This is a genomic window from [Roseibacterium] beibuensis (assembly GCF_039542305.1).
Lineage (GTDB): Bacteria > Pseudomonadota > Alphaproteobacteria > Rhodobacterales > Rhodobacteraceae > Roseibacterium > Roseibacterium beibuensis.
Genome location: NZ_BAABHW010000001.1, coordinates 1,199,034 through 1,224,689 on the forward strand (window position 1 = coordinate 1,199,034; position 25,656 = coordinate 1,224,689).

General features: G+C 67.3%; 25 protein-coding genes. 11 read left to right on the forward strand and 14 right to left on the reverse strand.

Annotation, left to right across the window (positions count from 1 at the left end; translation table 11 throughout):
• Window positions 1-71 precede the first annotated feature (71 nt).
• Window positions 72-1,007, forward strand: a complete 936-nt coding sequence (locus ABD923_RS05950; protein WP_259546141.1) for a DMT family transporter — start codon at window positions 72-74, stop codon at window positions 1,005-1,007.
• On the opposite strand, the gene hflX is transcribed toward ABD923_RS05950, so the two are convergent.
• The 4 genes from hflX to trkA form a co-directional block, all read right to left on the reverse strand.
• Window positions 964-2,268: a GTPase HflX gene (hflX, locus tag ABD923_RS05955; RefSeq protein ID WP_259546140.1), complete on the reverse strand. Its 1,305-nt coding sequence runs from the start codon at window positions 2,266-2,268 to the stop codon at window positions 964-966. The two genes, ABD923_RS05950 and hflX, sit on opposite strands and share 44 nt — an antisense overlap.
• On the reverse strand, window positions 2,265-2,498 hold the full coding sequence (hfq, locus tag ABD923_RS05960) for an RNA chaperone Hfq (RefSeq protein ID WP_025312876.1): 234 nt from the start codon (window positions 2,496-2,498) through the stop codon (window positions 2,265-2,267). Before hfq ends, hflX begins: the two co-directional genes overlap by 4 nt.
• 124 nt (window positions 2,499-2,622) lie before the next feature.
• Window positions 2,623-4,140: a TrkH family potassium uptake protein gene (locus ABD923_RS05965; RefSeq protein WP_259546139.1), complete on the reverse strand. Its 1,518-nt coding sequence runs from the start codon at window positions 4,138-4,140 to the stop codon at window positions 2,623-2,625.
• Between the two features lie 3 nt (window positions 4,141-4,143).
• On the reverse strand, window positions 4,144-5,520 hold the full coding sequence (gene trkA / locus ABD923_RS05970; protein WP_222187323.1) for a Trk system potassium transporter TrkA: 1,377 nt from the start codon (window positions 5,518-5,520) through the stop codon (window positions 4,144-4,146).
• Between the two features lie 212 nt (window positions 5,521-5,732).
• Between trkA and ABD923_RS05975 the strand changes: the two genes are divergently transcribed.
• Entirely contained in the window at window positions 5,733-6,239 is a 507-nt protein-coding gene (locus tag ABD923_RS05975; protein ID WP_345229434.1) for a hypothetical protein, read from the forward strand.
• Here the strand turns inward: ABD923_RS05975 and ntrX are convergent.
• The 5 genes from ntrX to dusB all read right to left on the reverse strand — a co-directional run bounded on the left by ntrX (window position 6,236) and on the right by dusB (window position 13,399).
• Window positions 6,236-7,636: a nitrogen assimilation response regulator NtrX gene (gene ntrX, locus ABD923_RS05980; RefSeq protein WP_259546137.1), complete on the reverse strand. Its 1,401-nt coding sequence runs from the start codon at window positions 7,634-7,636 to the stop codon at window positions 6,236-6,238. The genes ABD923_RS05975 and ntrX overlap by 4 nt on opposite strands.
• A 3-nt stretch (window positions 7,637-7,639) precedes the next feature.
• Window positions 7,640-9,856 carry a sensor histidine kinase NtrY-like gene (locus ABD923_RS05985; RefSeq protein WP_259546136.1) on the reverse strand — a complete coding sequence of 739 codons (2,217 nt, stop codon included), beginning with the start codon at window positions 9,854-9,856 and terminating at the stop codon, window positions 7,640-7,642.
• Window positions 9,857-9,983: 127 nt separating this feature from the next.
• Window positions 9,984-11,357 carry a response regulator gene (locus ABD923_RS05990; protein ID WP_222187319.1) on the reverse strand — a complete coding sequence of 458 codons (1,374 nt, stop codon included), beginning with the start codon at window positions 11,355-11,357 and terminating at the stop codon, window positions 9,984-9,986.
• Window positions 11,358-11,393: 36 nt separating this feature from the next.
• Window positions 11,394-12,467: a two-component system sensor histidine kinase NtrB gene (locus ABD923_RS05995; protein ID WP_259546134.1), complete on the reverse strand. Its 1,074-nt coding sequence runs from the start codon at window positions 12,465-12,467 to the stop codon at window positions 11,394-11,396.
• Window positions 12,464-13,399, reverse strand: coding sequence for a tRNA dihydrouridine synthase DusB (dusB, locus tag ABD923_RS06000; RefSeq protein ID WP_259547393.1), 936 nt, complete (start codon window positions 13,397-13,399; stop codon window positions 12,464-12,466). The genes ABD923_RS05995 and dusB overlap by 4 nt, the downstream gene beginning before the upstream one ends.
• Before the next feature lie 234 nt (window positions 13,400-13,633).
• Between dusB and ABD923_RS06005 the strand changes: the two genes are divergently transcribed.
• The 3 genes from ABD923_RS06005 to ABD923_RS06015 are packed head-to-tail and all read left to right on the forward strand — an operon-like array spanning window position 13,634 to window position 15,773.
• Complete coding sequence (locus ABD923_RS06005; protein WP_259546133.1) at window positions 13,634-14,803, forward strand: bifunctional 2-C-methyl-D-erythritol 4-phosphate cytidylyltransferase/2-C-methyl-D-erythritol 2,4-cyclodiphosphate synthase; 1,170 nt, start codon at window positions 13,634-13,636, stop codon at window positions 14,801-14,803.
• Window positions 14,800-15,294 (forward strand): phosphatidylglycerophosphatase A family protein, encoded by a 495-nt coding sequence (locus ABD923_RS06010; RefSeq protein ID WP_259546132.1) that lies wholly within the window; start codon window positions 14,800-14,802, stop codon window positions 15,292-15,294. Before ABD923_RS06005 ends, ABD923_RS06010 begins: the two co-directional genes overlap by 4 nt.
• Complete coding sequence (locus tag ABD923_RS06015; RefSeq protein WP_259546131.1) at window positions 15,291-15,773, forward strand: CinA family protein; 483 nt, start codon at window positions 15,291-15,293, stop codon at window positions 15,771-15,773. The genes ABD923_RS06010 and ABD923_RS06015 overlap by 4 nt, the downstream gene beginning before the upstream one ends.
• 82 nt (window positions 15,774-15,855) lie before the next feature.
• On the opposite strand, the gene ABD923_RS06020 is transcribed toward ABD923_RS06015, so the two are convergent.
• Window positions 15,856-16,314: a type II toxin-antitoxin system RatA family toxin gene (locus ABD923_RS06020; protein WP_259546130.1), complete on the reverse strand. Its 459-nt coding sequence runs from the start codon at window positions 16,312-16,314 to the stop codon at window positions 15,856-15,858.
• 90 nt (window positions 16,315-16,404) lie between these two features.
• On the opposite strand from ABD923_RS06020, the gene hpt reads away from it, so the two are divergent.
• The 5 genes from hpt (at window position 16,405) to ABD923_RS06045 (ending at window position 19,821) form a co-directional block, all read left to right on the forward strand.
• Window positions 16,405-16,968 (forward strand): hypoxanthine phosphoribosyltransferase, encoded by a 564-nt coding sequence (hpt, locus tag ABD923_RS06025; protein ID WP_259546129.1) that lies wholly within the window; start codon window positions 16,405-16,407, stop codon window positions 16,966-16,968.
• Between the two features lie 156 nt (window positions 16,969-17,124).
• On the forward strand, window positions 17,125-18,093 hold the full coding sequence (locus tag ABD923_RS06030) for a hypothetical protein (protein ID WP_259546128.1): 969 nt from the start codon (window positions 17,125-17,127) through the stop codon (window positions 18,091-18,093).
• Between the two features lies 1 nt (window position 18,094).
• Window positions 18,095-18,277 (forward strand): hypothetical protein, encoded by a 183-nt coding sequence (locus tag ABD923_RS06035; protein ID WP_259546127.1) that lies wholly within the window; start codon window positions 18,095-18,097, stop codon window positions 18,275-18,277.
• A 112-nt stretch (window positions 18,278-18,389) separates the two neighbouring features.
• The gene (locus ABD923_RS06040; RefSeq protein ID WP_259546126.1) at window positions 18,390-18,854 is read left to right on the forward strand and encodes a c-type cytochrome; all 465 of its coding nucleotides are present in this window, start codon (window positions 18,390-18,392) and stop codon (window positions 18,852-18,854) included.
• 67 nt (window positions 18,855-18,921) lie between these two features.
• On the forward strand, window positions 18,922-19,821 hold the full coding sequence (locus ABD923_RS06045; RefSeq protein ID WP_259546125.1) for a cytochrome c: 900 nt from the start codon (window positions 18,922-18,924) through the stop codon (window positions 19,819-19,821).
• Between the two features lie 65 nt (window positions 19,822-19,886).
• On the opposite strand, the gene ABD923_RS06050 is transcribed toward ABD923_RS06045, so the two are convergent.
• From ABD923_RS06050 to ABD923_RS06060, 3 genes are all read right to left on the reverse strand, one after another.
• Entirely contained in the window at window positions 19,887-21,239 is a 1,353-nt protein-coding gene (locus tag ABD923_RS06050; RefSeq protein ID WP_259546124.1) for a tetratricopeptide repeat protein, read from the reverse strand.
• Between the two features lie 52 nt (window positions 21,240-21,291).
• Window positions 21,292-22,242: a lipoyl synthase gene (lipA, locus tag ABD923_RS06055; protein ID WP_259546123.1), complete on the reverse strand. Its 951-nt coding sequence runs from the start codon at window positions 22,240-22,242 to the stop codon at window positions 21,292-21,294.
• 127 nt (window positions 22,243-22,369) lie between these two features.
• Entirely contained in the window at window positions 22,370-23,521 is a 1,152-nt protein-coding gene (locus ABD923_RS06060; protein ID WP_259546122.1) for a DUF6456 domain-containing protein, read from the reverse strand.
• A 212-nt stretch (window positions 23,522-23,733) separates the two neighbouring features.
• Here ABD923_RS06060 and ABD923_RS06065 point away from each other — a divergent pair, with 212 nt between their 5' ends.
• Window positions 23,734-23,973, forward strand: coding sequence for a DUF6477 family protein (locus tag ABD923_RS06065; protein WP_222187305.1), 240 nt, complete (start codon window positions 23,734-23,736; stop codon window positions 23,971-23,973).
• A gap of 23 nt (window positions 23,974-23,996) precedes the next feature.
• Here ABD923_RS06065 and ABD923_RS06070 read toward each other — a convergent pair whose 3' ends face one another.
• Window positions 23,997-25,553 (reverse strand): trimethylamine methyltransferase family protein, encoded by a 1,557-nt coding sequence (locus tag ABD923_RS06070; RefSeq protein WP_259546121.1) that lies wholly within the window; start codon window positions 25,551-25,553, stop codon window positions 23,997-23,999.
• Between the last annotated feature and the right edge of the window lie 103 nt (window positions 25,554-25,656).

Sequence of the window (25,656 nt, forward strand, 5' to 3'; positions counted from 1 at the left end):
CGGGGGTTTTTCTTGTCGCATGAGCAGGATTCGGGTCGGCGCGGGCGTTTGCCCCGTGCCATGAGGGGGGCATGACCCAGGCCCCTGCCCTCACCTTTCGCGCCCTGAGCGAGATGCTGCTGCTGGCGGCGATCTGGGGCGCGTCTTTCCTGTCGATCAAGCTGGCGCTGGACGAATTGCCGGTGTTGACGCTGGTGGCCCATCGCGTGGTCTGGGCGACGCTGATCCTTTGGGCCTATGTCCTGATCCGGGGCCTGCCCGTGCCCCGCGCGCCGCGGGTCTGGGGCGCGTTGATCGTCATGGGGCTGCTCAACAACGCCATCCCCTTCGCGCTGATGGCGTGGGGACAGCAGTATATCGAGACCGGGCTGACCTCGATCTTCAACGCGGGCACGGCCGTTTTCGGTGTGCTGGTCGCCGCCGCCGTTTTCGCGGATGAGCGGCTGACGACGCGGCGGCTGGCGGGCGTGCTGATTGCCTTTGCGGGCGTCGCGGTGGCGATCGGGCTGGAGGCCCTGGCGCAGTTCGACATCCGCTCGGCGGCGCAACTGGCGGTTCTGCTGGGGGCGCTCTCTTACGCGGTGGCGGCGGCCTGGGCGCGCAAACACCTGTCGGGCTTGCCGCCGCAGATCGCGGCGATGGGGATGCTGACGGGATCGAGCCTGATCCTGCTGCCGCTGGCCTATGTCGTGGATGGGGGCATCACCCTGCCCCATACCACGCAGGGCATCGGCGCGGTCGCCTATTTCGCGGTGCTCGGCACGGCGCTGGCCTACCTGCTCTATTACCGCGTGCTGGCCGTGGCCGGATCGGGCAACGCGATGCTGGTGACACTGATGATTCCGCCCGTGGCGATCACCTTGGGATGGCTGGTGCTGGACGAGCGGCTGGCGCCCTCGGTCTTCGTGGGGTTCGGGCTGCTGGCGGTGGGGCTTTTGCTGCTCAACCCGCCCGCCGCGCTGGTCAGAGCGCTTGGAAGGCCGCGCGCTGCCGATCCGTCCAGTTGACCGTCAGCCGGGTTTCTTCGTCGCCCGCTTTTTCGCCCTCGACGATGCCCTGATCGAAAAGCCACGCGCGGCGGCGGCCGTCCTCGTGCTTGAGCGTTACCACGGTCCGCGTGCGCGGCGGTGAGACCGCCTCGGCCACGGCCTTGAGCAGCGGCCCTATCCCCTCGCCCGTCAGCGCCGAGGCGGCATAGACATGCTCGCGCCGGGCGGCCTCGGTCAGGCGGGTGGCGCGCTCGGGCCCCGGCAACTGGTCGATCTTGTTCCAGACCTCGATCAGCGGGGTTTCGCCGGTCACGCCCAGATCCGTCAGGATCTGCATCACATCCTCGGCCTGTTCGGCGGTTTCCGGGTGGCTGATGTCGCGCACATGCAGGATCAGGTCGGCGTCCAGCACCTCTTCCAGCGTGGCGCGGAAGGCGGCGACCAGTTGCGTCGGCAGGTCCGAGATGAAGCCCACCGTGTCGGACAGGATCACCTCGGTGCCATCGGGCAGTTCGACCGCGCGCATGGTCGGGTCGAGCGTGGCGAAGAGCATGTCCTTGGCCATCACCTCGGCCCCGGTCAGGCGGTTGAAAAGCGTGGATTTGCCCGCGTTGGTATAGCCCACCAGCGCGACGATGGGATAAGGCACCTTCTTGCGCGCGGCGCGGTGGAGCGTGCGCGTCTTGACCACCTTGGCCAGTTGCCGGCGGATGCGCGTGACCGCCTCGTCGATGGCGCGGCGGTCGGCCTCGATCTGCGTTTCTCCGGGGCCGCCAACGAAGCCGAGGCCGCCGCGTTGGCGTTCAAGGTGCGTCCAGGCGCGGACAAGGCGCGTGCGCTGGTAGCTGAGCGCGGCCAGTTCCACCTGCAACACGCCTTCGCGGGTCGCGGCTCGGTCGGCGAAGATCTCGAGGATCAGGCCGGTCCGGTCCAGCAGCTTGACCCCCCATTCCTTTTCAAGGTTGCGTTGCTGCACGGGCGTCACCGGCCCGTCGATCAGGACCAGTTCGACCTCCTGCGCCTCGATCCGCGCCTTCAGCTCCTCGATCTTGCCGGTGCCGAAGAGAAGGCCGGGATGGGCCTTGGGCAGGCGCACGATCTCGGCCCCCACGACCTCGAGATCCGGCAGCGCGGCGGCAAGCGCCACGGCCTCTTCCAGCGCGGGGCCGGGATCGCGGCGGTCGCGGTCGGTGTGGATGTCGGGATGCAAGACGACGGCGCGCGTCGGCCCACGCGCGGTCAGGTCGCCTTCGGATGCGTGACGATCGGGGGCTGTCACTCTTCCCCGTCGTAAAGATTGATGGGCTGAGCCGGCATCACGGTGGAGATCGCATGCTTGTAAACCAACTGGCTTTGCCCGTCGCGGCGCAGAAGCACGCAGAAATTGTCAAACCAGGTGATCACGCCCTGCAGCTTGACGCCGTTGATCAGAAAGATCGTCACCGGCACCTTGGTCTTGCGGACGTGGTTGAGAAATGCGTCCTGAAGGTTCTGTTTATTCTCAGCCATTTTTTGTTCGCGCCTTCTTGTCTTCGGTCACCGCGTTAAATGCCGCGGAATGGTCGCCAAATCACACTATGGCGATGATCGAGACGGATTTCCACCCCGGATACGGGCACTTGCCGCAATTGCATCATGATCGCCAGAAGGCCGGGTTGAAAAGTGCGATCAGCACCAGCGTCTCGATCCGGCCGATCACCATCGCCGCGGCGAGGATCAGCTTGGCCGCGTCGCTCAGGGCGACATAGGCGATGGGGGCCTCGCCCGCGACCTGCGCCAGCGAGCCGGTCGTCGAGAGCGCGGCGATGGACAGGATCATCGCAGGCTCGAAGCGCAGCCCGGTGGCGGCAAGCCCCGTCATCGTCGCCGCCATGGCGATGATGAAGAGCATGAAGAAGATCCACGCGATATAGGCGCCCTCGCGCCGGATGCGGCGGCCCATGCGGCCCGCGCCCGCCACCGAATGCGGGTAGATCAGTTTGCCCAGTTCCCGCGCGCCGTGCTTGTAGAGCGCGTAGACGCGCAGGAGTTTCAGCCCGCCCGCACTTGTCGCCACGCCCCCGCCCATCAGGACAAGGCCGATCAGGACGATCCCCGGCGTGCCCAGCCCCGACCAGGACGCCGCCGCGTCCCAGTGTTCGGAGACGAAGCCGGTCGTGGTCAGGAAGGACAGGACGGTAAAGAGGCTCCCCCAGAGCGCGCTGAGCGCCGCGCCGAGATCCGTCAGCTCATCGACCTCCCACGCGCCCATCCAGTGGCGGGCGAACAGAAGCGTCGGCACCAGGATCGTGGCAAAGAGCGCAAGGCGGATTTCCCGGTCGCGCGAGACGCGCTCGATGAAATGACGCCCGAAGCCACTGGTGAAGGTGCGCCGTGACAGGGCAAAGAACAGGAACAGGAAGATCAGAAGCTCGGCCAGGATCCCGCCCGGCCGCCCTTCAAGCCCCGCGACGGGCGAAATCCCCGAGGTGGAGAGCGTGGACATCGCGTGGATCGTCGCGATGATCGGGTCCTCGCCCGCGGACATCAGCAGTATCGCAAGGATCGCCGTCAGCGTGACATAGACCGGGGTCAGCTTCGCGGTCGAGCGGCGCAGCCGCTCGCTGGGACGCGCGGCGCGCATCTGCTGGGTCGAGGACACCACCCTGCCCTGCACATGCGCCTCGGAGGTCACCTCGTAGCCGCCGAGATTGAGCGGTGCGAGGATCGCCATGGCCGAAATCCAGATCAGCAGCCCGCCCAGCCAGCCCACCGTGGCGCGCCACAAATGCACCGCCATGCCGAAACGGTCCGGCTCGAAGATCACAGCGCCGGTGGTGGTGAAGGCCGAGACCATGTCGAAATAGACATTGATGAACCGGGTGTTGCCGACCGCCTGCTGCATCGGGATCGACAGGATCACCGGCAGCACGAGATAGGCCGCGAACATCGCGACAAGATGCGTGCGCTCGGTCGGCGGTCTGGGATGGGCCTGCAGCGCGATGCCGATCAGCCAGGCACCGACACCGACCAGAAGGCTGGAGTAGAAAAACAGTCGCCCGGTGCGGAAATCGCCCAGCATCATGCCCGCCGCCGCCGGGATCAGCATCGCCCCCGCCGATAGCAGGATCAGCACGACGAAGAGCGGCAGGTTGCGGAACCAGGCGGCCATGGCTCAGAAAAAGTCGATCGAGACCTGGAGCAGCCGTTCGACCGCCGGCACGTCCGAGGCCAGGGCGAAGATGACCACCACGTCGCCTTCCTCGATCCGGGTGGAGCCGGTGGGCCGCATCACCTTGCCGCCCTTCTGCACCGCGCCGACCAGCGCGCCCTCGGGGAAGTCGATCTCGCGGATCGGGCGGCCCGCGATGGGCGAGGTCTTGAGCACCTGCGCCTCGATCACCTCGGCCTCGGCATCGCCGATGGAATAGACGCCGCGCACGCGGCCGTGCCGGATATGGCGCAGGATCGAGGACACGGTCGTGGCGCGCGGGTTGACGTAGGCGTCGATGTCGAGCGGATCCATCAGCGGCACCAGCGTCGGGTCGTTGACCAGCGCAATGGCCATCTTGGCGCCCGCGGATTTCGCCCGCACCGAGGCCAGAAGGTTGGTCTTGTCGTCATCGGTGACGCAGACGACCGCATCGGCGCGTTCGACGCCCGCCTCGCGCAGGAGTTCGATATCAAGGCCGTCGCCATGCAGGACGATGGTGCGTTCCAGCGCGTCCGCGGCCACCTCGGCGCGGCTGCGGTTGGCCTCGATCACGCGGGTGCGCAGACGGGTTTCGGATTTCTCCAAAGCGGTGGCGACCGTGAGGCCGACATTGCCGCCGCCCACGATCAGGATGCGCTCAGGCGGTTTGCGGGTCTTGCCGAAAATCTCCAGCGTGCGGGCCATGTCCTGCGCATGGGTGAAGGCGTAGATCTGGTCGCCCTCGAACAGCTGGTCGCCCGGCTCGGGGGAAAACAGCGTGCCCTCGCGCCGGATGCCGACGACGATGGCGCGCAGGGTCGAGAACAACTCGGACAGCTGGCGCAGCGGCGTGTTGAGCACGGGGCACTCGGCGTCGAGAAAGATGCCGATCATCTGCGCATCGCCGCCGAGGAAGGTCTCGGCATCGAAGGTGGCGGGGCTGGCGATGCGGCGCAGGGCGGCCTCGGCCACCTCGCGCTCGGGCGAGATCACCACGTCGATGGGCAGGTGATCGCGGCGGTAGAGGTCGGAATAGATGGCATCCAGGTAGGACTGGCTGCGCAGGCGCGCGATCTTGCGCGGGACGGAAAAGACCGAATGGGCCACCTGGCAGGTGACCATGTTGACCTCGTCCGAGAAGGTCGCGGCGATGATCATGTCGGCATCCCGCGCCCCGGCCCGGTCGAGCACGTCGGGATGGCTGGCAAAGCCTTCGAGCCCCTGCACGTCGAGCGTGTCGGTCGCACGTCGAACCAGGTCGGGATTGTTGTCCACGACCGTCACATCGTTGTTTTCACCGGAAAGATGGCGCGCGATTTGCCAGCCGACCTGGCCCGCGCCGCAGATGATGACCTTCATGTGCCTTTTCGCCTGAAGTGTCGCAACAGGGGTTCTGCATGGCAGGAACGCGCGCAGGCGTCAATCGCGTGCGAGACCTCGGGCCGAGGGTTTGCGCCGGCTTCGCCGTCGCCGGCGAAGCGCCGGACGGGGCATCGAGCCCCGTCCAACGCTGCCGCGCGTGCCGCGCAGGTGCATATTTGAAGGATAAAGATGCGGGCGGGGTGGTTGCCATGGGCCGAGCGTGGCGGCAGGAATGGGGCATCGGAACTGACCCGGAGGATGGCATGCGGCGGTGCATCATGCTGCTGGGGGCGCTGGCCTTGGCCGGGTGCACCACGAGCACGGTCTATTACGCCGAAGGTCTATCGGTCGGCGAGCGGGAGCGGGATACCGCGCTTTGCGAGGCCGAGGCGGTGCAGCGCTACCCGGTGCGCACCGAGATCCGGCGCGAGCCGCCCACCGTCGTGCCACCGCAACGGCGCTGCGATGCGGAGGGCAATTGCACCTTCGTCGCGGGCTATGTCCTTCCGGGCGATGTCTACACGGTCGACGTGAATGCCGAGTTTCGGCGCAACGCGGTGCGGGGCTGCATGGGCGGGCGTGGGTATGACCGGATGAGCCTGCCCTATTGCGAGGCGGGCACCGCCGTGATCCGCTCGCCCGTCATGGCGCCCCTGACCTCTGGGACCTGCATCCTGCGCCAGAGCGGGCCGGACCTGGTGGTGAACCCGGCCTAGTCCTCGCCCACCTGCGCGACGCGGGCGCCGGCCTTGTTCGAGGTCACGACGCCGAGCGATTTCAGCTTGCGGTGCAGGGCCGAGCGCTCCATCCCGACGAAACTGGCCGTGCGGCTGATATTGCCGCCGAAGCGGTTGATCTGCGCCATGAGATACTGGCGTTCGAACAGCTCGCGCGCCTCGCGCAGCGGCAGCGTGGTCAGCGATGCCGAGAGGGTGATATCCTCGTTCGCGCTTTCGCCGCCCTCGTTGCCGCTTGGCAGGTCGCGCGCCTCGATCGGGCCGCTGCCCTCGCCCAGGATCAGCACGCGCTCGATGACGTTCTTGAGCTGACGCACATTGCCGGGCCAGGTCATGGTCTGGAGCATGGCGACGGCATCCTCGCCCATCTCGCGCAGCGGCAGGCCCTGCTCACGGTTGAAGGTCTCGATGAAGTGCCGTGCGAGATCGGGGATATCCTCGCGCCGGTCGGATAGCGCGGGCACCTCGATCGGCACGACGTTGAGGCGGTGATAGAGTTCCTCGCGGAAATTGCCGGACGCGATCTCGTCGGTCAGGTTGCGGGTGGTGGAGGAGATCACGCGCAGATCCACGCGCACCTTGGTGGTGCCGCCGACGCGGGTGAAGCTTTGATCGACCAGGACGCGCAGGATCTTGGACTGGGTGCCAAGCGGCATATCGGCCACCTCGTCGAAGAAGACGACGCCGCCATGCGCCTGTTCGAGCAGCCCCTGCTCGACCCCGCGTTCCGGGCTTTCGCGGCCGAAGAGGACCTCTTCCATGTGATCGGGCTGGATCGAGGCGCAGGAGACGGTGACGAAGGGCGCATCGGCGCGGTTGGAATTGGCGTGAATCCAGCGCGCGGCGACCTCCTTGCCGGTGCCGGGGCCGCCCGTCAGCATAACGCGACCGTTGGATTTGGTGACTTTTTCCAACTGGCCCTTCATCGTCTTGAAGGTCGGCGAGGCGCCGATCATCTCGGCGGCCTTGCTGTCCTGGCGCCGCAGCGAGGAGTTTTCGCGCCGCAGGCGGGAGGTTTCCATCGCGCGGCGGATCACCACCATCAGTTGGTCGATGTTGAACGGCTTCTCGATGAAGTCATAGGCGCCCTGCTTGATGGCGGCGACGGCGATCTCGATATTGCCGTGCCCCGAGATGATGACCACGGGCACGTCCGGGTTGTCCTGCTTCACATGTTTCAGGATGTCGATCCCGTCCATGTTGCTGTCTTTCAACCAGATATCGAGGATCATCAGCCCCGGCGCGGCCTTGTTCAATTCGGCCATCGCCTCGTCCGAAGAGCCGGCGCGGCGGGTGACATAGCCCTCGTCCTCGAGAATATCGCAGATCAATTCGCGGATATCGCGTTCGTCATCGACGACCAGAATGTCGCTCATGGTTCAATCTCCCTGACTATCTGCAAGCCGTGGCAAGGTCATCCGTGCCATGGCCCCCCGATGCGCGCCCTCGGCGAAGGGCTCGGCATCGACCAATTCCAATGTGCCGCCATGTTCCTCGACGATCTTCTTGACGATGGGCAGGCCGAGGCCGGTGCCCTTCTCGCGCGTCGTGACATAGGGTTCGAACAGTTTCGCCCGGTCCGGCGGCAGGCCGATCCCGTTATCGGCGATGGTGATGACGACGGTTTCATCCGTGGTCGCAAGCGCGATCCGTAACTCGGGGACATGACCTTCGGGCGCACCTTTTTCCTGCAGGCTTTCAATGGCTTCGCCGCCATTCTTCATCAGGTTGGTGAAGGCCTGTCCGATCATGGTGGCGTCAAGCTCGGCCATGACGGGGGCGTCGGGGATGTCGACCTCGAACCGGACCCCGGGTTGTCCGGCCCGTTGCAGGGTCACGGATTCGCGCAGCAGGTCGGCCACGTCCTCGACCCGGGTTTCCGGCTCGGGCATGCGGGCGAATTTCGAGAACTCGTCAACGATGCGGCGCAGGTCGTTGGTCTGGCGCACGATGACCTCGGTCATCTGTTCAAGCTTTGCCGCGTCGTCCTCGTCCAGGTCCTTGGAAAACTTGCGGTTTATGCGTTCGGCCGAAAGCTGGATCGGGGTCAGCGGGTTCTTGATCTCATGCGCGATGCGGCGGGCCACGTCGCCCCAGGCGGCCATGCGCTGCGCCGAGACAAGCTGCGTGACGTCATCGAAGGCGACCACGTAGCCCTCAAGCTGCCCCTCGGCGTTGCGGCGGGTCGCCATGCGCACCAGCAGGCTTTCCTGCTTGCCGCGCCGGGTCAGCTTGATTTCCTCCTGCACGGTTTCGGCCAGCCGGGTTTGCAGCCGTTCGAACAGCGCGGCGAATTCCGGCACGGCGGCTTGCAGCGACAGGCCATTGTCGCGCTGTTCCACCAGGGCCAGAAGGCGAATGGCCGAACGGTTCATGAAATCGATGCGGCCCTCGTCATTCAGGCCGATCACGCCCGCGGTGACCGAGCCGAGGACCGAGTCGAACAGTCGGCGCCGCGCCTCGGTCGCGGCGTTCTGTTCGATCAGCGTGTCGCGCTGGCCCTTCAACTGCCGGGTCATCTGGTTGAAGAGACGGCCCAGCATGGCGATCTCGTCGTCGCTGGTTTCCTCGATCACGCGCACGTCGAGGTCGCCCTGCCCGACCCGTTGTGCCGCGCTGGCCAGACGTCCAACGGGGCGCGACAGGCGTTCGGCGAACCACAGGCCCAGCCACACGGCGGCGAGGATCATGATGATGGCGAAGCCCAGGTAGAGCAGCCCGAATTCGAACAGGACGCGCCCCCGGTCGGCCTCCAGCTGGCGGTAGAGTTGCACCGTCTGCTGCGTTTCATCGAGCAGCGAGATGATCTCTCCGTCCACCTCGCGGCTGACATAGAGGTAGCGGTCGGGAAAGGCCTGCAGCCGGACAAGGGCGCGAAACTCGTTCTGGGTGCGATCCTCGATCAGGACAAGCTCCCCCCCTTCGGCAAGGTCCAGATCGGCGTCGCTGGGGCGTTCGTAGTCGAAGAAATAGCTGCGCTCGCCCCGCGCCCTGATCTCGCCGCCGCCGTCGATGACGAAGGCTTCGCGCAGGCCGCGCTGGATCTGGCCCTGCCCCTGGCTGAGCACCTGGCGCAACTCGCCATCGGTGATCAGCGGCGAGGCCCGGCGGTTCACGTTCAGGAAGGCCGCCAGTGCGCGGGTGTCCTGCTCCAGATCGTCGAAATGTTCCTGCTGGTAGGCCTCGGCCGCATCCACCGAATTGCCGAGCGCGGTCGACACCCGGTCCGAGAACCAGCCTTCGAGCCCCATGTTCACGGTGATCGTGGCGAAGACGGCGACAAGGATCGTGGGCACCAGCGCCACGATGGCGAAGACCCCGGTCAGGCGCAGGTGCAGGCGGGACCCCGCTGATTGCGCGCGGCGCGAGGCGACGATGCGCGCCACCTCTCGTAGGACCAGCGCCGCGAGGACAAGGATGTAGACGAGGTCGGCAAGCAGCACGAGCCGCAGCACAGGCGAGTCGGCAAAGGCCGCGAGCGGACCGAGCACGAGGAAGGTCGCGACCGCCAGGATCGGCCCCAGCACGACAAGGCCAAGCGTGCCCGCGCTGCGCAAACCGCGCTTGCGGCGCAACCCCGCAAGACGTTCGATCAAGGATGTCGTCCTCTCGGCCGGACGTTCCAAATCCTGTCTCCGACTGCTCCCCCAATCGCGGCGTCAGGCGCGCGCCCTAATGGGGCGTCGCGGGCTGTTTCCCAACTGCCACGTTACTGTTGCCGTTTTACATCAACTTGCGGCGGCGAGTCACGCGAATATCGAGGTCGGTAATCTTCTTGCGGAGCGTATTGCGGTTGATGCCGAGAAGTTCGGCACATTTCGCCTGGTTGCCGCCCGTGGCCTCCAGCGCGATCTCGATCAGGGGTGTTTCGACCTCGCGCAGGATGCGGGCATAGAGGCCCGGCGGCGGCAGGACCCCGCCATGCAGGTCGAAATAGCGGCGCAGATGCTTGCCGACCGAGGCCGAAAGCTTCTCACCCTCGCCGCCGCCCATGAGCGGTTCGATCGCGGGTTGGCTGCCCAGAACCGCCTCGACCTCGCCACGCGAGATTTCCTCGGCGAGGCTGGTGACCGTCAGGCGGCGAATCGTGTTCTCCAACTGGCGCACGTTGCCGGGCCAGGAATAGGCGCGGATCATGTCCATCGCCTCGGGCGAAAAGCGGCGCAGCGGCGCGCCATCGCGTTCGGCGCGCGCGAGGAAATGCGTGGCCAGAAGCGGGATGTCATCGACCCGTTCGCGCAAGCTAGGCACCGAGATCGTGACGCCGCCGAGCCGATAGAAAAGGTCCTGCCGGAATTCCCCGGCCTCCATCTTTTCCATCAGGTCCTTCTGGCTGGTCGCCATCACGCGCGGGGCCGCATCGCCCATGGCGTCCAGCATGCGCACGATCTTGGCCTGCGCCTCTTCACTCAGATCGCCCACCTCGTCGAACAGGATCGACCCGCCCTTAGCGCGCGAGATCACCACCGAGGGGCCGTCCATCCCGTCGAGATCGCTGGCCGAAGCGACGACGAAAGGCAGCGTGCGCCGGTCGGAGAAATCGTGAATGGCGCGCGCGATCAGGCTTTTGCCGGTGCCGCTTTCGCCGGTGATCAGGACCGGCAGATCGGTGTTCATCACCCGTGCCACCAGACGGTAGAGCGCCTGCATCGAGGCCGTGCGCCCCACCAGCGGCAGATCCTCCTGCGCCGAGGAGGGCAGCTCGGGCGCGGGTTTCGGCGCGGGTGCGCGGCGCTTCTGGTCCAGCGCGCGGGCGGCGCGCTTCATCAGGTCGGGCAGATCGAAGGGCTTGGGCAGGTAATCATAGGCGTCGGCCTCGGTCGCCTGGATGGCCGTCATGATCGTGTTCTGCGCCGAGATGATGATGACCGGCAGGCCCGGGCGCCGCTCGCTGATCTTGGGCAGGGTTTCAAGCCCGTTGCCGTCGGGCATGATCACGTCCGAGATCACCAGATCGCCCTTCCCCTCCTCGACCCAACGCATCAACGTCATCAGGCTGGAGGTGGCGTGCACCTTGCAGCCGGCGCGGGTCAGCGCCTGGGTCAGTACGGTGCGGATGGTGCGGTCGTCATCGGCGACGAGGACAGTGCCGTCCATGGGGTCAAGCTCCGATCGTCAGGAAAGAGAAATGGGTCATTCAGGGGCCTCATCACGCGGCGCGACAGGAAGCGAGATGCGGAACACGGTGCGGCCCGGAACGCTGTCCAGCGCGATCCAGCCCTCGTGATCGGCGATGATCTTGGAGACCAGGGCAAGGCCCAGCCCGGTGCCGTTCTCGCGCCCCGAGACGAAAGGCTCGAAAATGTCGGCAGCGATGTCGGGCGGAATGCCGGGGCCGTCGTCGATGATCTCGATCTGTAGCGGCACGGCCCCGCCGCTGCCATCGCGGCGGCGGACCTTGAGGCTGAGTTCATAGAAGGTGCGAATGCAAATCGTGCCGCCCGCCTTGCCGGCCTCGGCCGCGTTCTTCAACAGGTTCAGGAAGACCTGCTGCAACTGGTCGGGATCGGCCCAGGTGGCTGGCAAGGACGGGTCATAATCGTCCTCGATCTCCATATGCGCGGCAAAGCCCACGGCAGCGGACCGGCGGGCGCGGTCCAGCACGTCGTGGATGTTGACCGCGCGCCGGTCGGGCGGGCGGACATTGCCGAATTCCTCGACCTGCTCCAGCAGTTTCAGGATGCGGCGTGTCTCGGCCACGATCAGGTCGGTCAGTTCCCGATCCTCGCCGCTGGCGTTCATGCTGATCAGCTGCGCGGCGCCGGTGATCCCGGCCAGAGGGTTCTTGATCTCGTGCGCCAGCATTTCGGCCATACCGATGGCCGATTTCGCGGCGGTCTTGGAGGACATCGCGCGGTCCAGCCGACCGGCCAGTTCGCGGTTCTCGAACAGGACCAGCACGTGATCCGGCCGCTCGGAGAGCGGCGCGATCTGAACGTCGCAGGAGACCGGCTTGCGACTGCCGGTGCCCACGTCGACGGCGTTGACGAAAAGCGCGGACTGGTTCGTACGGACCCGGGAAAACGCCTCTTCCAGCGGCGCATCGACAAAGACCTTGTCCCAGACCGGGTGCCCGTCGAGGGATTTTCGCGACGCGTTCAGAAAGGTCTCGCCGGCGGGGTTCACGTTGCAGATGCGATCCGCGCCGTCGATGATCAGGGCGGGCAGCGGCAGCGAGGCCCACAGCATGTCCGAGGGGATGCTCATGCGGCCTGCGCCTCCTCGCCTGGCTTTGTCAGGGCATCGGGCAGACGCGCGAGAACAGCCTCCGGCGTCCGTGCCGTCAGAACGTCGCGGCGCAGGGTTGCCGGTGTGGCGGCCCTGTCCATGTACCAGCCCAGATGCTTGCGCGCGAACCGCAGGCCCAGGTCTCGCCCGTAGAAGGCCAGCATGTCCTCGTAATGGGCGGCCACCATGTCGGTCAGCGCCCCGCCCTCGGGGATGTCGGGCGGCTTTGCGCCGAACAGCTCCGCCGCGATTTCCGACAGCACCCAGGGTGCGCCTTGCGCGCCGCGGCCCACCATGACGCCATCCGCGCCCGAGGCTGTCAGCGCCTGACGCGCGCTGCGCGCGTCCACGATATCGCCATTGGCGATGACCGGGATGCTCACCGCCTCCTTCACCGCGCGGATCGCGGCCCAATCGGCCTGCCCCTTGTAGAACTGGCAGCGGGTGCGACCATGGATCGTGACCATCTGGATGCCCGCCGCCTCGGCCCGCCGGGCCAGTTCCGGCGCGTTGCGCAACCCGTCGTCCCAGCCAAGACGTGTCTTCAGCGTGACAGGCACACGCACCGCACCCACCACCGCCTCGATCAGCGACAGCGCGTGATCGAGGTCGCGCATCAGCGCCGAGCCGGAATAGCCGCTCGTCACCTTCTTGGCGGGGCAGCCCATGTTGATGTCGATGATCCGCGCGCCCTGCCCTTCGGCGATCCGCGCGGCCTCGGCCATCCAATGCGCCTCGCGCCCGGCCAACTGCACCGCCGTGTTGTCGAGGCCGAAGCCCAGCTCGGCCCGCGCGCGGACCGAGGCCTTGGCTTCCACCATCTCCTGGCTCGCGACCATTTCGGACACGACCAGCCCGGCCCCGAACCGCGCCACGAGGCGGCGGAACGGCAGATCGGTGATCCCGGCCATCGGGGCAAGGAATACCGGCGGCGTCAGGTGGCGGCATGCCAGCGAAACGGACAAATGCTCAATCCTTGTGCAGATGGGTTCGGGATAGTGCGGCTAGGCGGGGAGTTCAAAGGAAAGTCTTGTGACAAAGTGGGATGCGCGGGGCGTCGCCCAAAAATTAATCACAGCGCCCGGAAATTCATCACGCAGCGCAGGTGATTGTGCCCGAACGGGTTTGGGCCTACACCCCCGCTCATGGACCCGCAAGATCGTAGCACCGCCCCGTTGAAAGCCGCCGCCCTGGTCGTCGCGGCCGGTCGCGGCACGCGGGCCGGCGGCGGATTGCCCAAGCAATACAGGGATTTGGCGGGACAGCCCGTACTGGCGCGCACGCTGGCCGCGCTGGATGCGCACCCGGCGGTGCAGCAGATCGTGGTGGTGCGCCGCAGCGATGATTCCGAGCGTTTCGCCGCGGCGCGGCCAAGGACCCGCGCGCCCCTTCTCGACGTCATCGGCGGGGCCACGCGCGACGCCTCGGTCCGGGCGGGGCTCGCGGCGGTGGATGACACCTGTGACGTGGTGCTGATCCACGACGCCGCGCGCCCCCTCGTTAGCCGCGCGGTGATCGACGGGGTGCTGGAGGCGCTGCGCAGCCATGACGGGGCGGCCCCGGCCCTTGCGGTCACCGATGCGCTCTGGCGCGGGGCGGAGACCGTCACCGGCACCCAGTCGCGCGACGGTCTCTGGCGCGCTCAGACGCCGCAAGGCTTTCACCTTGCGCAGATCCGCGCGGCGCATGACGCACATCCCGGCGGCGCCGCCGATGATGTCGAGGTGGCCCGCGCCCATGGCCTGACCGTCGCCATCACCCAAGGCGACGAGGCCAATCTCAAGATCACCACGGCGGGGGATTTCGCCCGCGCCGCCCGATACCTGGAGGGACAGATGGATATTCGCACCGGCAACGGGTTCGACGTGCACCGCTTCGGCGAGGGCGACCATGTCATGCTCTGTGGCGTGGCCATCCCGCATGAGCGCGGGCTACAGGGCCATTCCGACGCTGATGTGGGCCTGCACACGGTGACGGACGCGATCTATGGCGCGCTCGCCATGGGCGATATCGGCACGCATTTCCCGCCCTCCGATCCGCAATGGAAGGGCGCGGAAAGCCATATCTTCCTGACCCATGCCGTCGATCTGGCCGCCGAGATGGGGTTCACGATCACCAACGCGGACCTCACGCTGATCTGCGAGCGGCCCAAGGTCGGCCCGCACGCCGCGCCGATGCGCGCGCGCCTGTCCGAACTGTTGCGGATCGAGGCCGCGCGCGTCTCGGTCAAGGCAACGACCACCGAACGCCTCGGCTTTCCCGGCCGCGAGGAAGGGATCGCGGCGCTGGCCACGGTGACGTTGGTGAAACCATGACCCGCATCATCGCGACGCTGGCCTATATCGGCTACCTCAAACCCGCCCCCGGCACCTGGGGCAGCCTGGCCGCGATCCCGCTGGCCTGGGGGCTGCACGCGCTTGGCGGGTTCGTGGCGCTGTTTGCGGCCACGCTGATCGTCACCCTGCTGGGGTGGTGGGCGGTGGCGCGCGAAACCGAAGGGGCCGAGACCAAGGACCCGTCCGAGATCGTGATCGACGAGGTCGTGGGCCAGTGGATCGCGCTCTGGCCGGTCTCCTACGGCGCGGTCTTCGCGGGCGTCGGCTTCTGGGATCTTTACCCGGGCGTCATCACCGCCTTCCTCGCCTTCCGCGCCTTCGACATCTGGAAACCCGGCCCCGTGGGCTGGGCCGACCGCAAGCCGGGGGCGCTCGGCGTCATGGCCGATGACGTGATCGCGGGATGGCTGGCGGCGCTCGTCGTCGCGGTGGCCGCCGCCATCGCGCATATCCCGATGATCCTGGGATGAGCGCGGCCGAGGTCATCGCGGCGCTGAAGGCGCGCGGCTGGATGATGGCCACCGCCGAAAGCTGCACCGGCGGCCTGATCGCAGGCGCGATCACCGAGGTGCCGGGATCGTCCGCCGTCTTCGACCGGGGCTTTGTCACCTATTCCAACGCCGCCAAGATCGACATGCTGGGCGTGTCGCCGGCCACGCTCGACGCCCATGGCGCGGTCAGCGAAGAGGTCGCCGCCGAAATGGCGCGCGGGGCGTTGGACCGGTCCGCAGCGCAGGTCGCCGTCGCGGTCACGGGCATCGCGGGCCCGGGCGGGTCGGACCACAAGCCGGAGGGGCGCGTGTGTTTCGGCCTCGCCACGGGTGTCGCGGTGATCACGGAAACGGTGGAGTTCGGCGCGCTGGGACGGTCCGAGGTGCGCCGCCGCACCGTGGAACATGCCCTGTCTCTCCTCCTGCGGGCGGCCGGGGACGAAGCAGGTTTTTCCTGAAAATCCTGCGGCACGCCGTCAACCGCGCGCCCGGCCTTTGGGCGCGACACTGGCCACCGAGGCCGCATAATTTTCAGGAAAATTATGCTACGCCCGTGCCATAGAGCGCTTGGGCCCGCGTCTCGAAGGCGCGCACGATCCGCTGCATCGCCTCCATGAAGAACAGCCCCGCCGCCCCTTGCAGGATGCGGTTCTTGAACTCGAAATCGACGCTGAAGGCCACTTCGCAGCCGCCTTCGGGCAGATCGCGGAACTGCCATGTCGACAGCAGGTGATGGAACGGCCCCTCGATATACTCGGTGTCGATCTTCTGCTTCTCTTCCCACAGCGTCACGCGGCTGAGGAAGCGCTCGCGAAACATCTTGAAGCCGATCACGAGGTCGGCCAGCATCACCGCATACTCGCCCTCGGGCGTGACCGAGCGCACGCGGCTGGCGGCAATCCAGGGAATGAACTCGGGGTAGCGCGCCACGTCGGCCACCAGATCGTACATCTGTCGGGCGGTATAGGGCAGCGTTCGAGTCTCTGAATGCGCGGGCATCGCGGGCCTTTCGTCTTTCACCGGTGACAGGGATGTCTTAAAAGCGGGCCGGAAATTCAAGGTTTCTAACCTTTTTCTGCGGGGGACCAAATGGCGCAGCCCGACTACGCGGTCGATCAGATGATCTCGGCCAAGACCATCGCCGCCCGGATCGAGGATCTGGCGCGCGAAATCGAGAAAGCCTTCGCCGGCACCGAGAAGCTGGTCGTGGTCGGCCTGCTGCGCGGCAGCTTCGTTTTCATCGCCGATCTGGTGCGCGAGATCGACCTGCCGGTCGAGGTCGATTTCCTCGAAGCGTCCTCCTACGGCAACGCGATGAAAAGCTCGCGCGAGGTACGCATCCTCAAGGACCTGCGCGGCGAGATCGCGGGGCGCGACGTTCTGGTGGTCGAGGATATCGTCGATACCGGCCACACGCTGCACCATGTCGTGAACCTGCTCAAATCGCGCGAGCCACGGCGGCTGAAGACCATCGCCCTTCTCGACAAGCCCACCCGGCGCGAGGTCGATATCCGCGCCGACTGGATCGGCTTTGAAATTCCCGATGAATTCGTCGTCGGCTACGGCATCGACTACGCGCAGCGCAACCGGAACCTGCCCTTCATCGGCAAGGTGCGGATGCTGGCCGAAACGCCCGCCAACGAAACCGCCTGAGCGTCTCTCCAAGGGCGTTGCACCCGGGCCACGCGCGCGGTCGCCGCGCGGCTGCCGCGACGACGTGCATGGCGCGCCTCGACGGGATCGTGTTAGGATCGCTTCAAACCTGGCGGCAAACGACCAGGCCAACAGAGCAGATATTGAGGTATCCCCGTGACCCGAGCATTCGCGCCCCGTTCGCGCGCTTCCTTCGCGTTCTCCGCACTCACCCTGTCGGCACTTGCCCTGCCCGGCACCGCCGATCTGGCGCATGCGCAAGGCTATTCCGACCCTTTCGACCTCGAAGGCCGCATCGCGCTTGGCTATGCCGCCAACGATCGCGGCGCGCTCGACAGCATGGCCTATGTCAGCCTCGACGCCGAGGGGCGCCTCCATTTCGACCCCGATCGCCGGGTCGGCCTTGGCTTCGACGTGTTCGCGCTGAACGAGTTCGACACCGACACGCTCGACTATTACGACATCTACCTGTTCTACGATTTCGGCGCGGGCGAGATCCAGTTGGGCCGCTCACCCTCGGCCATCGAGTTGTTCCTGCCCGGGCGCTCGCTGCGCTTCGGCGGCGCCGATCAGGCCTCGCTGCTGGTCGAGGTGGCCGGGCAAGCCAGCGGGCTGCGCCAGATCTCCTACGGCAACGACCCGGCCCTCGGCCTGTCCTATTTCGGCGATTACGGCACCATCGAAGCCGGTCTCAGCGCGCATTACGATACCGATGGCGACGGGCAGATCTACGCGCTATCGGGCCTCTATCACCTCACCGACACCGTCCAGCTGTTTGCCGGAACCGAGTTCGCCGTCGACACCGGCACCGACCTCGATCACCGGATCTGGATGGGCGGGCGTTATGACGATGGCTGGTTCACCGTGCACGGCATCTTGTCGAACGGCGTCGGCTTCGACGCCGACAACACCACTTTCGAGCTTGGGGCCGAATACGCGCTGGATGCGATCCCGGGCCTGAGCGTGGGCGGCGACATCACCATGCTGAACCTCGGCGGCGGGTCAGAGACGCTGGCGCGCGTCGGCGCCGAATATGTCGGGGAGAACGGCCTCGGCCTTGGCGGTCACGCGACGGTGTTCGACGACACGGCTTTCTGGGGGCTCGAAGCCAGCGTCAACTTCTGAGATGTTCCCGTTCAACTGGCTCCTGCGGGCGGTGGGCTGGGCCCGCAACCCGCCCTCCGCCAAACGGGTCATCCTCGTGTTGTCCGTCATCGCCGCGGCCCTGGCGCTTGGGATCTACGAGTATTTTTTCGGCTGGCCCGAGGCGTTGACGGTCGAGAACTTCCGCGGGCGGGGCTGGCGTTAGGCCCTGCCCGCGCGCGCACACACCCCTGCGCCGTTACACAAAAGCTGTGATTGACCTCTGGCCTGCGACGTCTAGCCTCAAGGCTGTGTCCAGCTCCAAAGGAGGTTTCCCAATGCCCCGTTTCAGCAAGATCATCGCCACCGGCATCGCCGCGCTCACCTTTTCCGGCGCCGTCGCCGTCGCGCAGGACCTGCCCGCCCCGGTCGAAGCGCGCCAGGGCCAGTTCCGCATCATGGCGCTCAATGTCGGCGTGCTGGGCCAGATGGCCCGCGGCAATACCGAATACGATGCCGATGCCGCAAGCGCGGCCGCCTCGAACCTTCTGACGATCTCGATGCTGGACCAGTCGTTCCACTGGCCCGAGGGGACGGACAATTTCGGCCTCGACGGCACGCGCGCCCTGCCCGCGATCTGGGAAAACCCCGAGGATTTCGCCGCGAAATGGGGTGATTTCGGCACCGCCGCCGAGGCGCTGGCCGCCGTCGCGGGCGACGGACTGGAAGCGATGCAGGCCGCCTTCGGCCCGGTGGGCGGCACCTGCGGCGCCTGCCACGACGATTACCGCGAAGCGCAGTGATCAAGCCCCGGGGCGGGGCCGGACCGGCCCTGCCCTTTTCGTCATTTTCTGATCTGACAGGTGTTTGATGGGCCGCTTTCTCGGCATTCTCGTGGCGTTCGGGGCGTTGGGCCTTGCCGCGTTCTGGGTCCTGACCCGCCCGGACCATGTGACCGGGGCCGAGGTCGCGGGCCTGACCGGGGACGCCGCCGCGGGCGAGGCGATCTTCTGGGCCGGGGGCTGCGCCTCCTGTCACGCGGATGCCGAGGCCGAGGGCGACGCGCGCCTGATCCTGTCGGGGGGCGAAGGGCTGGTCAGCGATTTCGGGACCTTCTACCCGCCCAATATCTCGCCCGACCCCGAGCATGGCATCGGCGGCTGGACCCTGGCCGAGTTCGTCACCGCCATGCAGAACGGCATCAGCCCCGAGGGGCTGCATTACTACCCCGCCTTCCCCTACCCTGCCTATCGGCTGGCCGAGCGCCAGGACCTCGCGGACCTCTTAGCCTTCCTGCAAACCCTGCCCGAGGACGACACCGAATCGCCTGCCCATGAGGTGGGCTTCCCCTTCAACATCCGGCGCGCGGTGGGCGGCTGGAACCTGCTTTACCTGTCCGACGATTACGCGGTGCAAGGCGAGCTAAGCGCCGAGGAAGCGCGCGGGCGCTACCTGGCCGAGGCGCTGGCCCATTGCGGCGAATGCCACACGCCGCGTGACGCGCTTGGCGGGCCGGACCGCGCCGCGTGGCTGACCGGCGCGCCGAACCCCACCGGGACGGGCCGCATCCCGGCGCTCACCCCCGATGAATTGCGCTGGTCGACGACCGAGATCGCGGCCTATCTCAACGACGGCTTTACCCCCAGCTTCGACAGCGCGGGCGGCCATATGCGCAGCGTGATCCTGAACCTCGCCAACCTGCCCGACGCCGACAGGCAGGCCATCGCGGCCTATCTCAAGGTGCTGCCGCCGCCCAGAACTGAGCGATAAGCTCCCCCGCCATGGCCTGCGCGCGGGTGAAAACCCCTCGCCCTTTCAAGGACCGGAGAGCGTCCTTACCGGATCGCGCTTGCGGGGTCGGGCAACTCCGCGAAGCGCGCCTCGGCGGCGCGCAAGACGGCCTCGGACAGGGTTTGCGCATGGGCGTTGCAACTCGCCTGGTGGCGGGCGCGCAAGGTCGCGTCCACTTCCGCCGCGATGGCCCAAAGGCACCAGGCATAGCCCTCGGCCGCGTCGTCGGGCGTTGCGGCAACGCTCAGCAGCAGATCGGCGAGGTTCCACGCGCCCAGCACGTAACCCGCCTCGGCGCTGTCGTGATAGGACTCGCGCGCGCCCTGCGGGTCGGGCGGGCCACCGATGCCCGTCTCCAGCATCACGCCGAGGTCATTCATCGCCGCCACGCTGCCGCGCACGGCGGCAAGACGCATGGTCGTGCGGGCGGCCTCGAGGTCGGTCTCGACACCCAGCCCGTCCCAAAGATGGATGGCCAGCGCATAGCTGGCCTCGGCGATCCCGGCCGCGTGGGCCTGCCGGTAAAGCCCGGTCGCGCGCGGCAGGTCGTCGTCGGGCGCGGCCTCCCCGTCCGAGAGCAGGCGGCCAAGGTTCAACGCCCCCCAACCATCACCAAGCTCGGCGGCACGGGTGAACCAGCGCAGGGCGGCCTCGGGGTCCTCGGCTTGGATCAGAAGGCCAAGATCGGTGGCCGCGGCCCCCTCCCCGGCCTCGAAGGCTTCGCGCAGCAGCGCGCGAGCGGCCTCGGGGTCAACGACCCCGCCCACGCCCTGCACCTGCATCTGCGCCAAAAGGCGGGCGGCGCCCGGCACGCGCTCGTCCACCAGCGCCTCGGCCATGTCGCGGGCGCGAAACGGGTCGGCCTCTCCCCCCAGCCCCTGCGCCAGCAGAGCGGCAAGGTGCAGCCGCGCCGCCGTGCTGCCCTCATCGGCGGCTGTTTCCAGCAAGCCCCGCAGCGCGGTCCAGTTGGGCGGGCCGAACACGCCCGAGGCGATCAGGGCGGCAAGGTTGCTGCGCGCGGCGACACTGCCCGCTTCGATCGCCGCCTCGTAATGGCGTTGCGCGGCAAGCGGATCGGCGGGCACGCCCGGCGCGCCGTGGTGGTAGATCCGGCCAAGCGCGACCTGCGCCGTCACCGACCCGGCTGCGGCGGAAGACTCGAACAGCGCCATCGCGCCTTGCAGATCGGCCTCGCGGCCCAACCCGTCGCGCAGCATCAGGCCCGCCAGCGCCAGCGCGTCGGGCGCACCCGTCGCCATCAGCTCGGCCAATAGCGCGCGCGCGGCCTCGGCATCGCCCGTGGCCAGCGCCTCGCGCGCATCCTCCAGGCTTTGGCCGTGGACCGGGCCGCTCAGCGCAAGGCAGAGCGCCATGTATGGGAAAACACGCCGGAACATGGACCAACCCTAGCGGGCCGATCCATGCCGGGAAAGCGGGGAAAACCGGCGCTTACGCGAGGCCGAGGCGCTTCATCCGGTTCTCGCGCAGCCGGGCGAAATCGTCGCCCGCGTGATAGCTCGACCGCGTCAGCGGCGTGGCCGAGACCATGAGGAAGCCCTTGCCATAGGCGGCTTTCTCGTAGGACGCGAATTCGTCGGGATGCACGAAGCGGTCGACCGCGTGGTGCTTGGGCGTGGGTTGCAGGTACTGGCCGATGGTCAGGAAATCGATATCGGCGCTGCGCATGTCGTCCATGACCTGCAGAACCGATTGCCGATCCTCGCCCAGACCCACCATGATGCCCGACTTGGTAAACATCGACGGGTCCAGGTCCTTAACCCGCTGCAGCAGGCGCAGCGAATGGAAATAGCGCGCACCGGGCCGCACCTCGGGGTAAAGGCCGGGAACGGTTTCGAGGTTGTGGTTGAACACGTCCGGTTTCGCCGCAACGACCGTTTCCAGCGCCTCGGGGGCGCATTTCAGGAAATCGGGCGTGAGGATCTCGATCGTCGTGCCGGGCGATTGCTTGCGGATGGCGCGGATCGTCATGGCGAAATGCTCGGCCCCGCCGTCTTCGAGGTCGTCACGGTCCACCGAGGTCACGACGACATGGTTCAGGCCCAGCTTCTTGACCGCATCGGCCACCCGGCCCGGTTCGAACACGTCGAGGTCATCGGGACGCCCCGTCGCGATATTACAGAAGGAACAGCCGCGGGTGCAGATCTCGCCCATGATCATCATGGTGGCGTGGCCCTGGCTCCAGCATTCCCCGGCATTGGGGCAGCCCGCCTCTTCGCAGACCGTCACCAGCTTGTGCTCGCGCATGATGCGATGCGTCTCGCGATAGCCTTCGCCCGTGGGCGCCTTGACCCGGATCCAGTCGGGTTTCTTCGGCTGGGCGTTGTCGGGGCGGTGCGCCTTTTCGGGGTGGCGCTGGTCAGGGATCTTCAGATCGCGCATGGGTCTCCTCCGCGCGGGCCGGTTGGCCCGCCTTTGACGGGCTATCTAACCCGTTTCGCAGCATTTGTAACGGGGCATGGGCGCACAGCCGGGTTGCATGCCGCGAAACCCGACCATGCGGCTGCGATCACATGCGCAGCGCGGGCACGAAGCCGTAGCGCATCTCGTAATGGCGAAGCAGGCGTTGCAGCCCGATCTTCAGCACGATCTTGCCCGAGCGCGCCGACCAGCCGAGGCGCTTCTCGGCCTGCTCCAGCCCCTCGCAGAAACAGCAGACCCGCGTCACCACGTCGGCCAGCCCCGGCCCGAGATCGTCGAGCGCGTCGGACACGCGTTGGCGCGCGGCGCGCGGGCCCTCGCCGATGCCGCTGTCGTTGAGAAATCCACCGCGATCGGCCCCCGCCGTCAGGAACCTGTCCCAGTTCTGGCCGACGCGCGGGCCCATCTGGGCGCGCTCGAAATCCTCGCGCAGGCGTTCGCCCGCCTGCACCAGATCGGGCGTGAGGAAGGGCTGCCCGTCCTGCCCCTTGCGCCGCGCCAGCCCCGCCAGGGGCGACTCGGCGATGTTCACGCGGATCTCGGTGCGCTGGCCATCCTCGCCCGTGATCGGCACCGGGCCGAAGGTGGCGTGCTGCGCGGCAAAGCTCGACGGCGCTTCGGCAAAGCCCTGCGCGGCGTGACGGCGGCGGCGATCCTCGTCGATCAGCCGCTTGAGCGCCGCGCGGCCCGCCCGCGTGATCCCGTAGCGCGCCACCCGCCCCTTGCGCAGGCACGAGATCCAGTCCTTCACGGCAAAGGCCTGCGCCACGCGGCGGTCCACCACGGCGGTGCGGGTCTGCTCGCCGGGGGCTGCGCCGGGGCGCAGGACCACCGCCTTGTCCATGTCCTGCGCCACGGCGAGCACCGCGCCCGTCTCGCACAGGCGGCGCAGGATGCGGCGGGCCTCGCGGGTGATGGTGGCCTCGTCCATGGTGGCGGGGGTCGGGAAATGGGCTGACATATGCTCGTGCTCCTGTGCTTCCTTGTCTGGCTGCCTGCGGGCAGTGGCCTGTTGGGCGAGCGCATCCAGCGCCTCGTCCAGCAACGGGTCCTCGCGCCGTGCCTCGATCCGATGGACCCGCCGACACACGGTCGAGGGGGATTGGCCGAAGGCTTCGGCAATCCGGCGGAGCGATTGCCCCCCGGCGACATGGACGAGGTATTGACGCGTCGAAACCGGAAGCCAGCCCGGCAGGGTCAGGCCGGGGCAGGTGTCTTCGGGCAGTACGGTCAAAGTCATTGGTCCCCTCCTCGTCACACGTCAGGACGCCGGGGGTCAGGTTTTGTTTGGATTGATTACTGATTGGTTAAAATCTGTGGATAACAGAGAATTTGTTTCCGAAATATTAACAAAGCGATGCGTTGCGAACGCAGGTTTCGGGATCGGCGCAACACCGGTGTCGGCCGGTGCAGGCTGTGGCCCTCTGACATGCCACGGACCCGGAGGTTTCCATGACCGATCTTGCCACCCGACTCGCCCATCTGCACCGCCCCGGCCTGCTGGTTCAGGCCGCCCGCATCGCGGCTGAGGCGGGATGCGCCCATCGCCGCGCCGCGCGCCGCCCGGTCTCCGCCCTGCTGGCGGAAGAAGAGATGCTGAACGCCGCGCGGCTGGGTGGCGGCCTAGGCTATTCGCCCCGCCGCCATGTGCAGGTGATGAGCGCGCTTCTGTCCGCGGCGCGGTCGGCCTGATGAAACGGACTCGCCCCGGCGCCTCAGATGAAGGCGTCGGGCATCTCGGACTTGCGCCGCGCGATGTAATCCTTCAGCGCCTCGTCCACGGCGGGGTCCAGCGCGGGCTGCTGGTAATCGCCCAGCATCTTGCCGACGCGTTGGGTGGCGAGCTCGTAGGTGCTGCGCTCGCCCTCCTCGGCCCAGGTCTCGAAGGGTTTGTAGTCGAGCAGCTTGGTGCGCCAGAAGGCCGTCTGGTAATTGGCCTGGGTATGCGCGCAGCCAAGGTAGTGGCCGCCCGGCCCGACCTCGCGGATGGCGTCCATCGCCTGCGCGTTCGCGTCCGTCGGAATGCCCGCGGCCAGCTTGTGCAGCGTGCCAAGCTGGTCGGCATCCATGACGAATTTCTCGGGGCTGGAGACAAGCCCGCCTTCCAGCCAGCCGCAGGCGTGGAGCATGAAATTCACACCCGACAGAAGCGCGTTGTTGAGGGTGTTCGCACTCTCGTAGGCGGCCTGCGCATCGGGCAGCTTCGAGCCGGTGAAGCCCCCGCCCGAGCGATAGGGAAGCCCGAGGCGGCGGGCCAGCTGCCCGGCGCCGTTGGTGATCTGCGCGGCCTCGGGCGTGCCGAAGGTGGGCGCCCCCGAATTCATGTCGATCGAGGTGACGAACGCGCCGAAAATCACCGGCGCGCCGGGGCGGATCAGCTGGCTGTAGGCGACGCCGGCCAGCACTTCGGCCAGCACCTGCGTCAGCGTCCCCATGACCGAGACGGGCGCCATCGCGCCGCCCACGATGAAGGGCGAGACGATGCAGGCCTGACCGGCGGCGGCGTAATGCTCCAGCGCGCCCATCATCGTCGCGTCGAAGGTCAGCGGCGAATTGATGTTGATGAGCGAGGTCATCACGCAGTTCTGGTCCACGACCTCGTCCCCGAAGAGGATCCTGGCCATCTCGATGGAATCGAGCGCGCGCGACGGGTCGGTGACCGAGCCCATGAAGGGTTTGTCGCTAAGGCTCATATGCGCGTAGAGCATGTCGAAATGGCGCTTGTTGACCGGCACGTCGGTCGGCTCGCACACGGTGCCGCCGGAATGGTGCAGCCATTCGGACATGTAGCCCAGTTTCACCAGCTTCTCGAAATCGGCCATCGTGGCGTAGCGGCGTCCGCCCTCGTAATCGCGCACGAAGGGCGGGCCGTAGACGGGCGCGAGCACCAGGCTGCCGCCGCCGATCTCGACATCGCGGGCGCGGTTGCGGGCGATCTGGGTGAAGCGCGACGGGGCGGTGGCGCAGAGTTTCCGCGCCAGGCCGCGCGGGATGCGGACGCGTTCGCCCTGCACATCGGCCCCGGCCTCTTTCCAGCGCTCCAGCGCGGCGGGGTTCTCGACGAAGGCGACGCCGATCTCTTCGAGGATCGTTTCGGCATTCTCCTCGATGATCTGAAGCGCCTCTTCGTTCAGCATTTCGAGATTGGGAATGTTGCGTTCGATGAAGCGGGCGGTCTCGAAACTCACCGCCGAGCGCGCCGCGCGCCGCGCCGCGCCGCCGCCTGCCCCGCGTCCGCGCCGCCGCGCGCCCTGTGCCTGTGCTTCGGCCATCTCGAATCCTCCCGCTTGCGGAGCCCTGTTTCACGCGGTTCTAACGATATAGCGCGACCGGACGCAGCCGAATTGCGGCAAGTTCAGCGGGAAAACGACATGT

Excerpts from the sequence above, each read along its gene's own strand:
- ABD923_RS05995 (WP_259546134.1), bottom strand. The coding sequence starts at position 12,467 with ATGAGCATCCCCTCGGACATGCTGTGGGCCTCGCTGCCGCTGCCCGCC.
- ABD923_RS06065 (WP_222187305.1), top strand. The coding sequence starts at position 23,734 with ATGACCGATCTTGCCACCCGACTCGCCCATCTGCACCGCCCCGGCCTG.
- trkA (WP_222187323.1), bottom strand. The coding sequence starts at position 5,520 with ATGAAGGTCATCATCTGCGGCGCGGGCCAGGTCGGCTGGCAAATCGCG.
- hfq (WP_025312876.1), bottom strand. The coding sequence starts at position 2,498 with ATGGCTGAGAATAAACAGAACCTTCAGGACGCATTTCTCAACCACGTC.
- dusB (WP_259547393.1), bottom strand. The coding sequence starts at position 13,399 with ATGGCCGGGATCACCGATCTGCCGTTCCGCCGCCTCGTGGCGCGGTTC.
- ABD923_RS06010 (WP_259546132.1), top strand. The coding sequence starts at position 14,800 with ATGACCCGCATCATCGCGACGCTGGCCTATATCGGCTACCTCAAACCC.
- ABD923_RS06005 (WP_259546133.1), top strand. The coding sequence starts at position 13,634 with ATGGACCCGCAAGATCGTAGCACCGCCCCGTTGAAAGCCGCCGCCCTG.
- ABD923_RS06015 (WP_259546131.1), top strand. The coding sequence starts at position 15,291 with ATGAGCGCGGCCGAGGTCATCGCGGCGCTGAAGGCGCGCGGCTGGATG.
- hpt (WP_259546129.1), top strand. The coding sequence starts at position 16,405 with ATGGCGCAGCCCGACTACGCGGTCGATCAGATGATCTCGGCCAAGACC.
- ABD923_RS05975 (WP_345229434.1), top strand. The coding sequence starts at position 5,733 with ATGGGCCGAGCGTGGCGGCAGGAATGGGGCATCGGAACTGACCCGGAG.
- ABD923_RS05965 (WP_259546139.1), bottom strand. The coding sequence starts at position 4,140 with ATGGCCGCCTGGTTCCGCAACCTGCCGCTCTTCGTCGTGCTGATCCTG.
- ntrX (WP_259546137.1), bottom strand. The coding sequence starts at position 7,636 with ATGAGCGACATTCTGGTCGTCGATGACGAACGCGATATCCGCGAATTG.
- ABD923_RS06060 (WP_259546122.1), bottom strand. The coding sequence starts at position 23,521 with ATGACTTTGACCGTACTGCCCGAAGACACCTGCCCCGGCCTGACCCTG.
- ABD923_RS05990 (WP_222187319.1), bottom strand. The coding sequence starts at position 11,357 with ATGGACGGCACTGTCCTCGTCGCCGATGACGACCGCACCATCCGCACC.
- ABD923_RS06070 (WP_259546121.1), bottom strand. The coding sequence starts at position 25,553 with ATGGCCGAAGCACAGGCACAGGGCGCGCGGCGGCGCGGACGCGGGGCA.
- ABD923_RS06020 (WP_259546130.1), bottom strand. The coding sequence starts at position 16,314 with ATGCCCGCGCATTCAGAGACTCGAACGCTGCCCTATACCGCCCGACAG.
- lipA (WP_259546123.1), bottom strand. The coding sequence starts at position 22,242 with ATGCGCGATCTGAAGATCCCTGACCAGCGCCACCCCGAAAAGGCGCAC.
- ABD923_RS06035 (WP_259546127.1), top strand. The coding sequence starts at position 18,095 with ATGTTCCCGTTCAACTGGCTCCTGCGGGCGGTGGGCTGGGCCCGCAAC.
- ABD923_RS06040 (WP_259546126.1), top strand. The coding sequence starts at position 18,390 with ATGCCCCGTTTCAGCAAGATCATCGCCACCGGCATCGCCGCGCTCACC.
- ABD923_RS06045 (WP_259546125.1), top strand. The coding sequence starts at position 18,922 with ATGGGCCGCTTTCTCGGCATTCTCGTGGCGTTCGGGGCGTTGGGCCTT.
- ABD923_RS06050 (WP_259546124.1), bottom strand. The coding sequence starts at position 21,239 with ATGTTCCGGCGTGTTTTCCCATACATGGCGCTCTGCCTTGCGCTGAGC.
- ABD923_RS05950 (WP_259546141.1), top strand. The coding sequence starts at position 72 with ATGACCCAGGCCCCTGCCCTCACCTTTCGCGCCCTGAGCGAGATGCTG.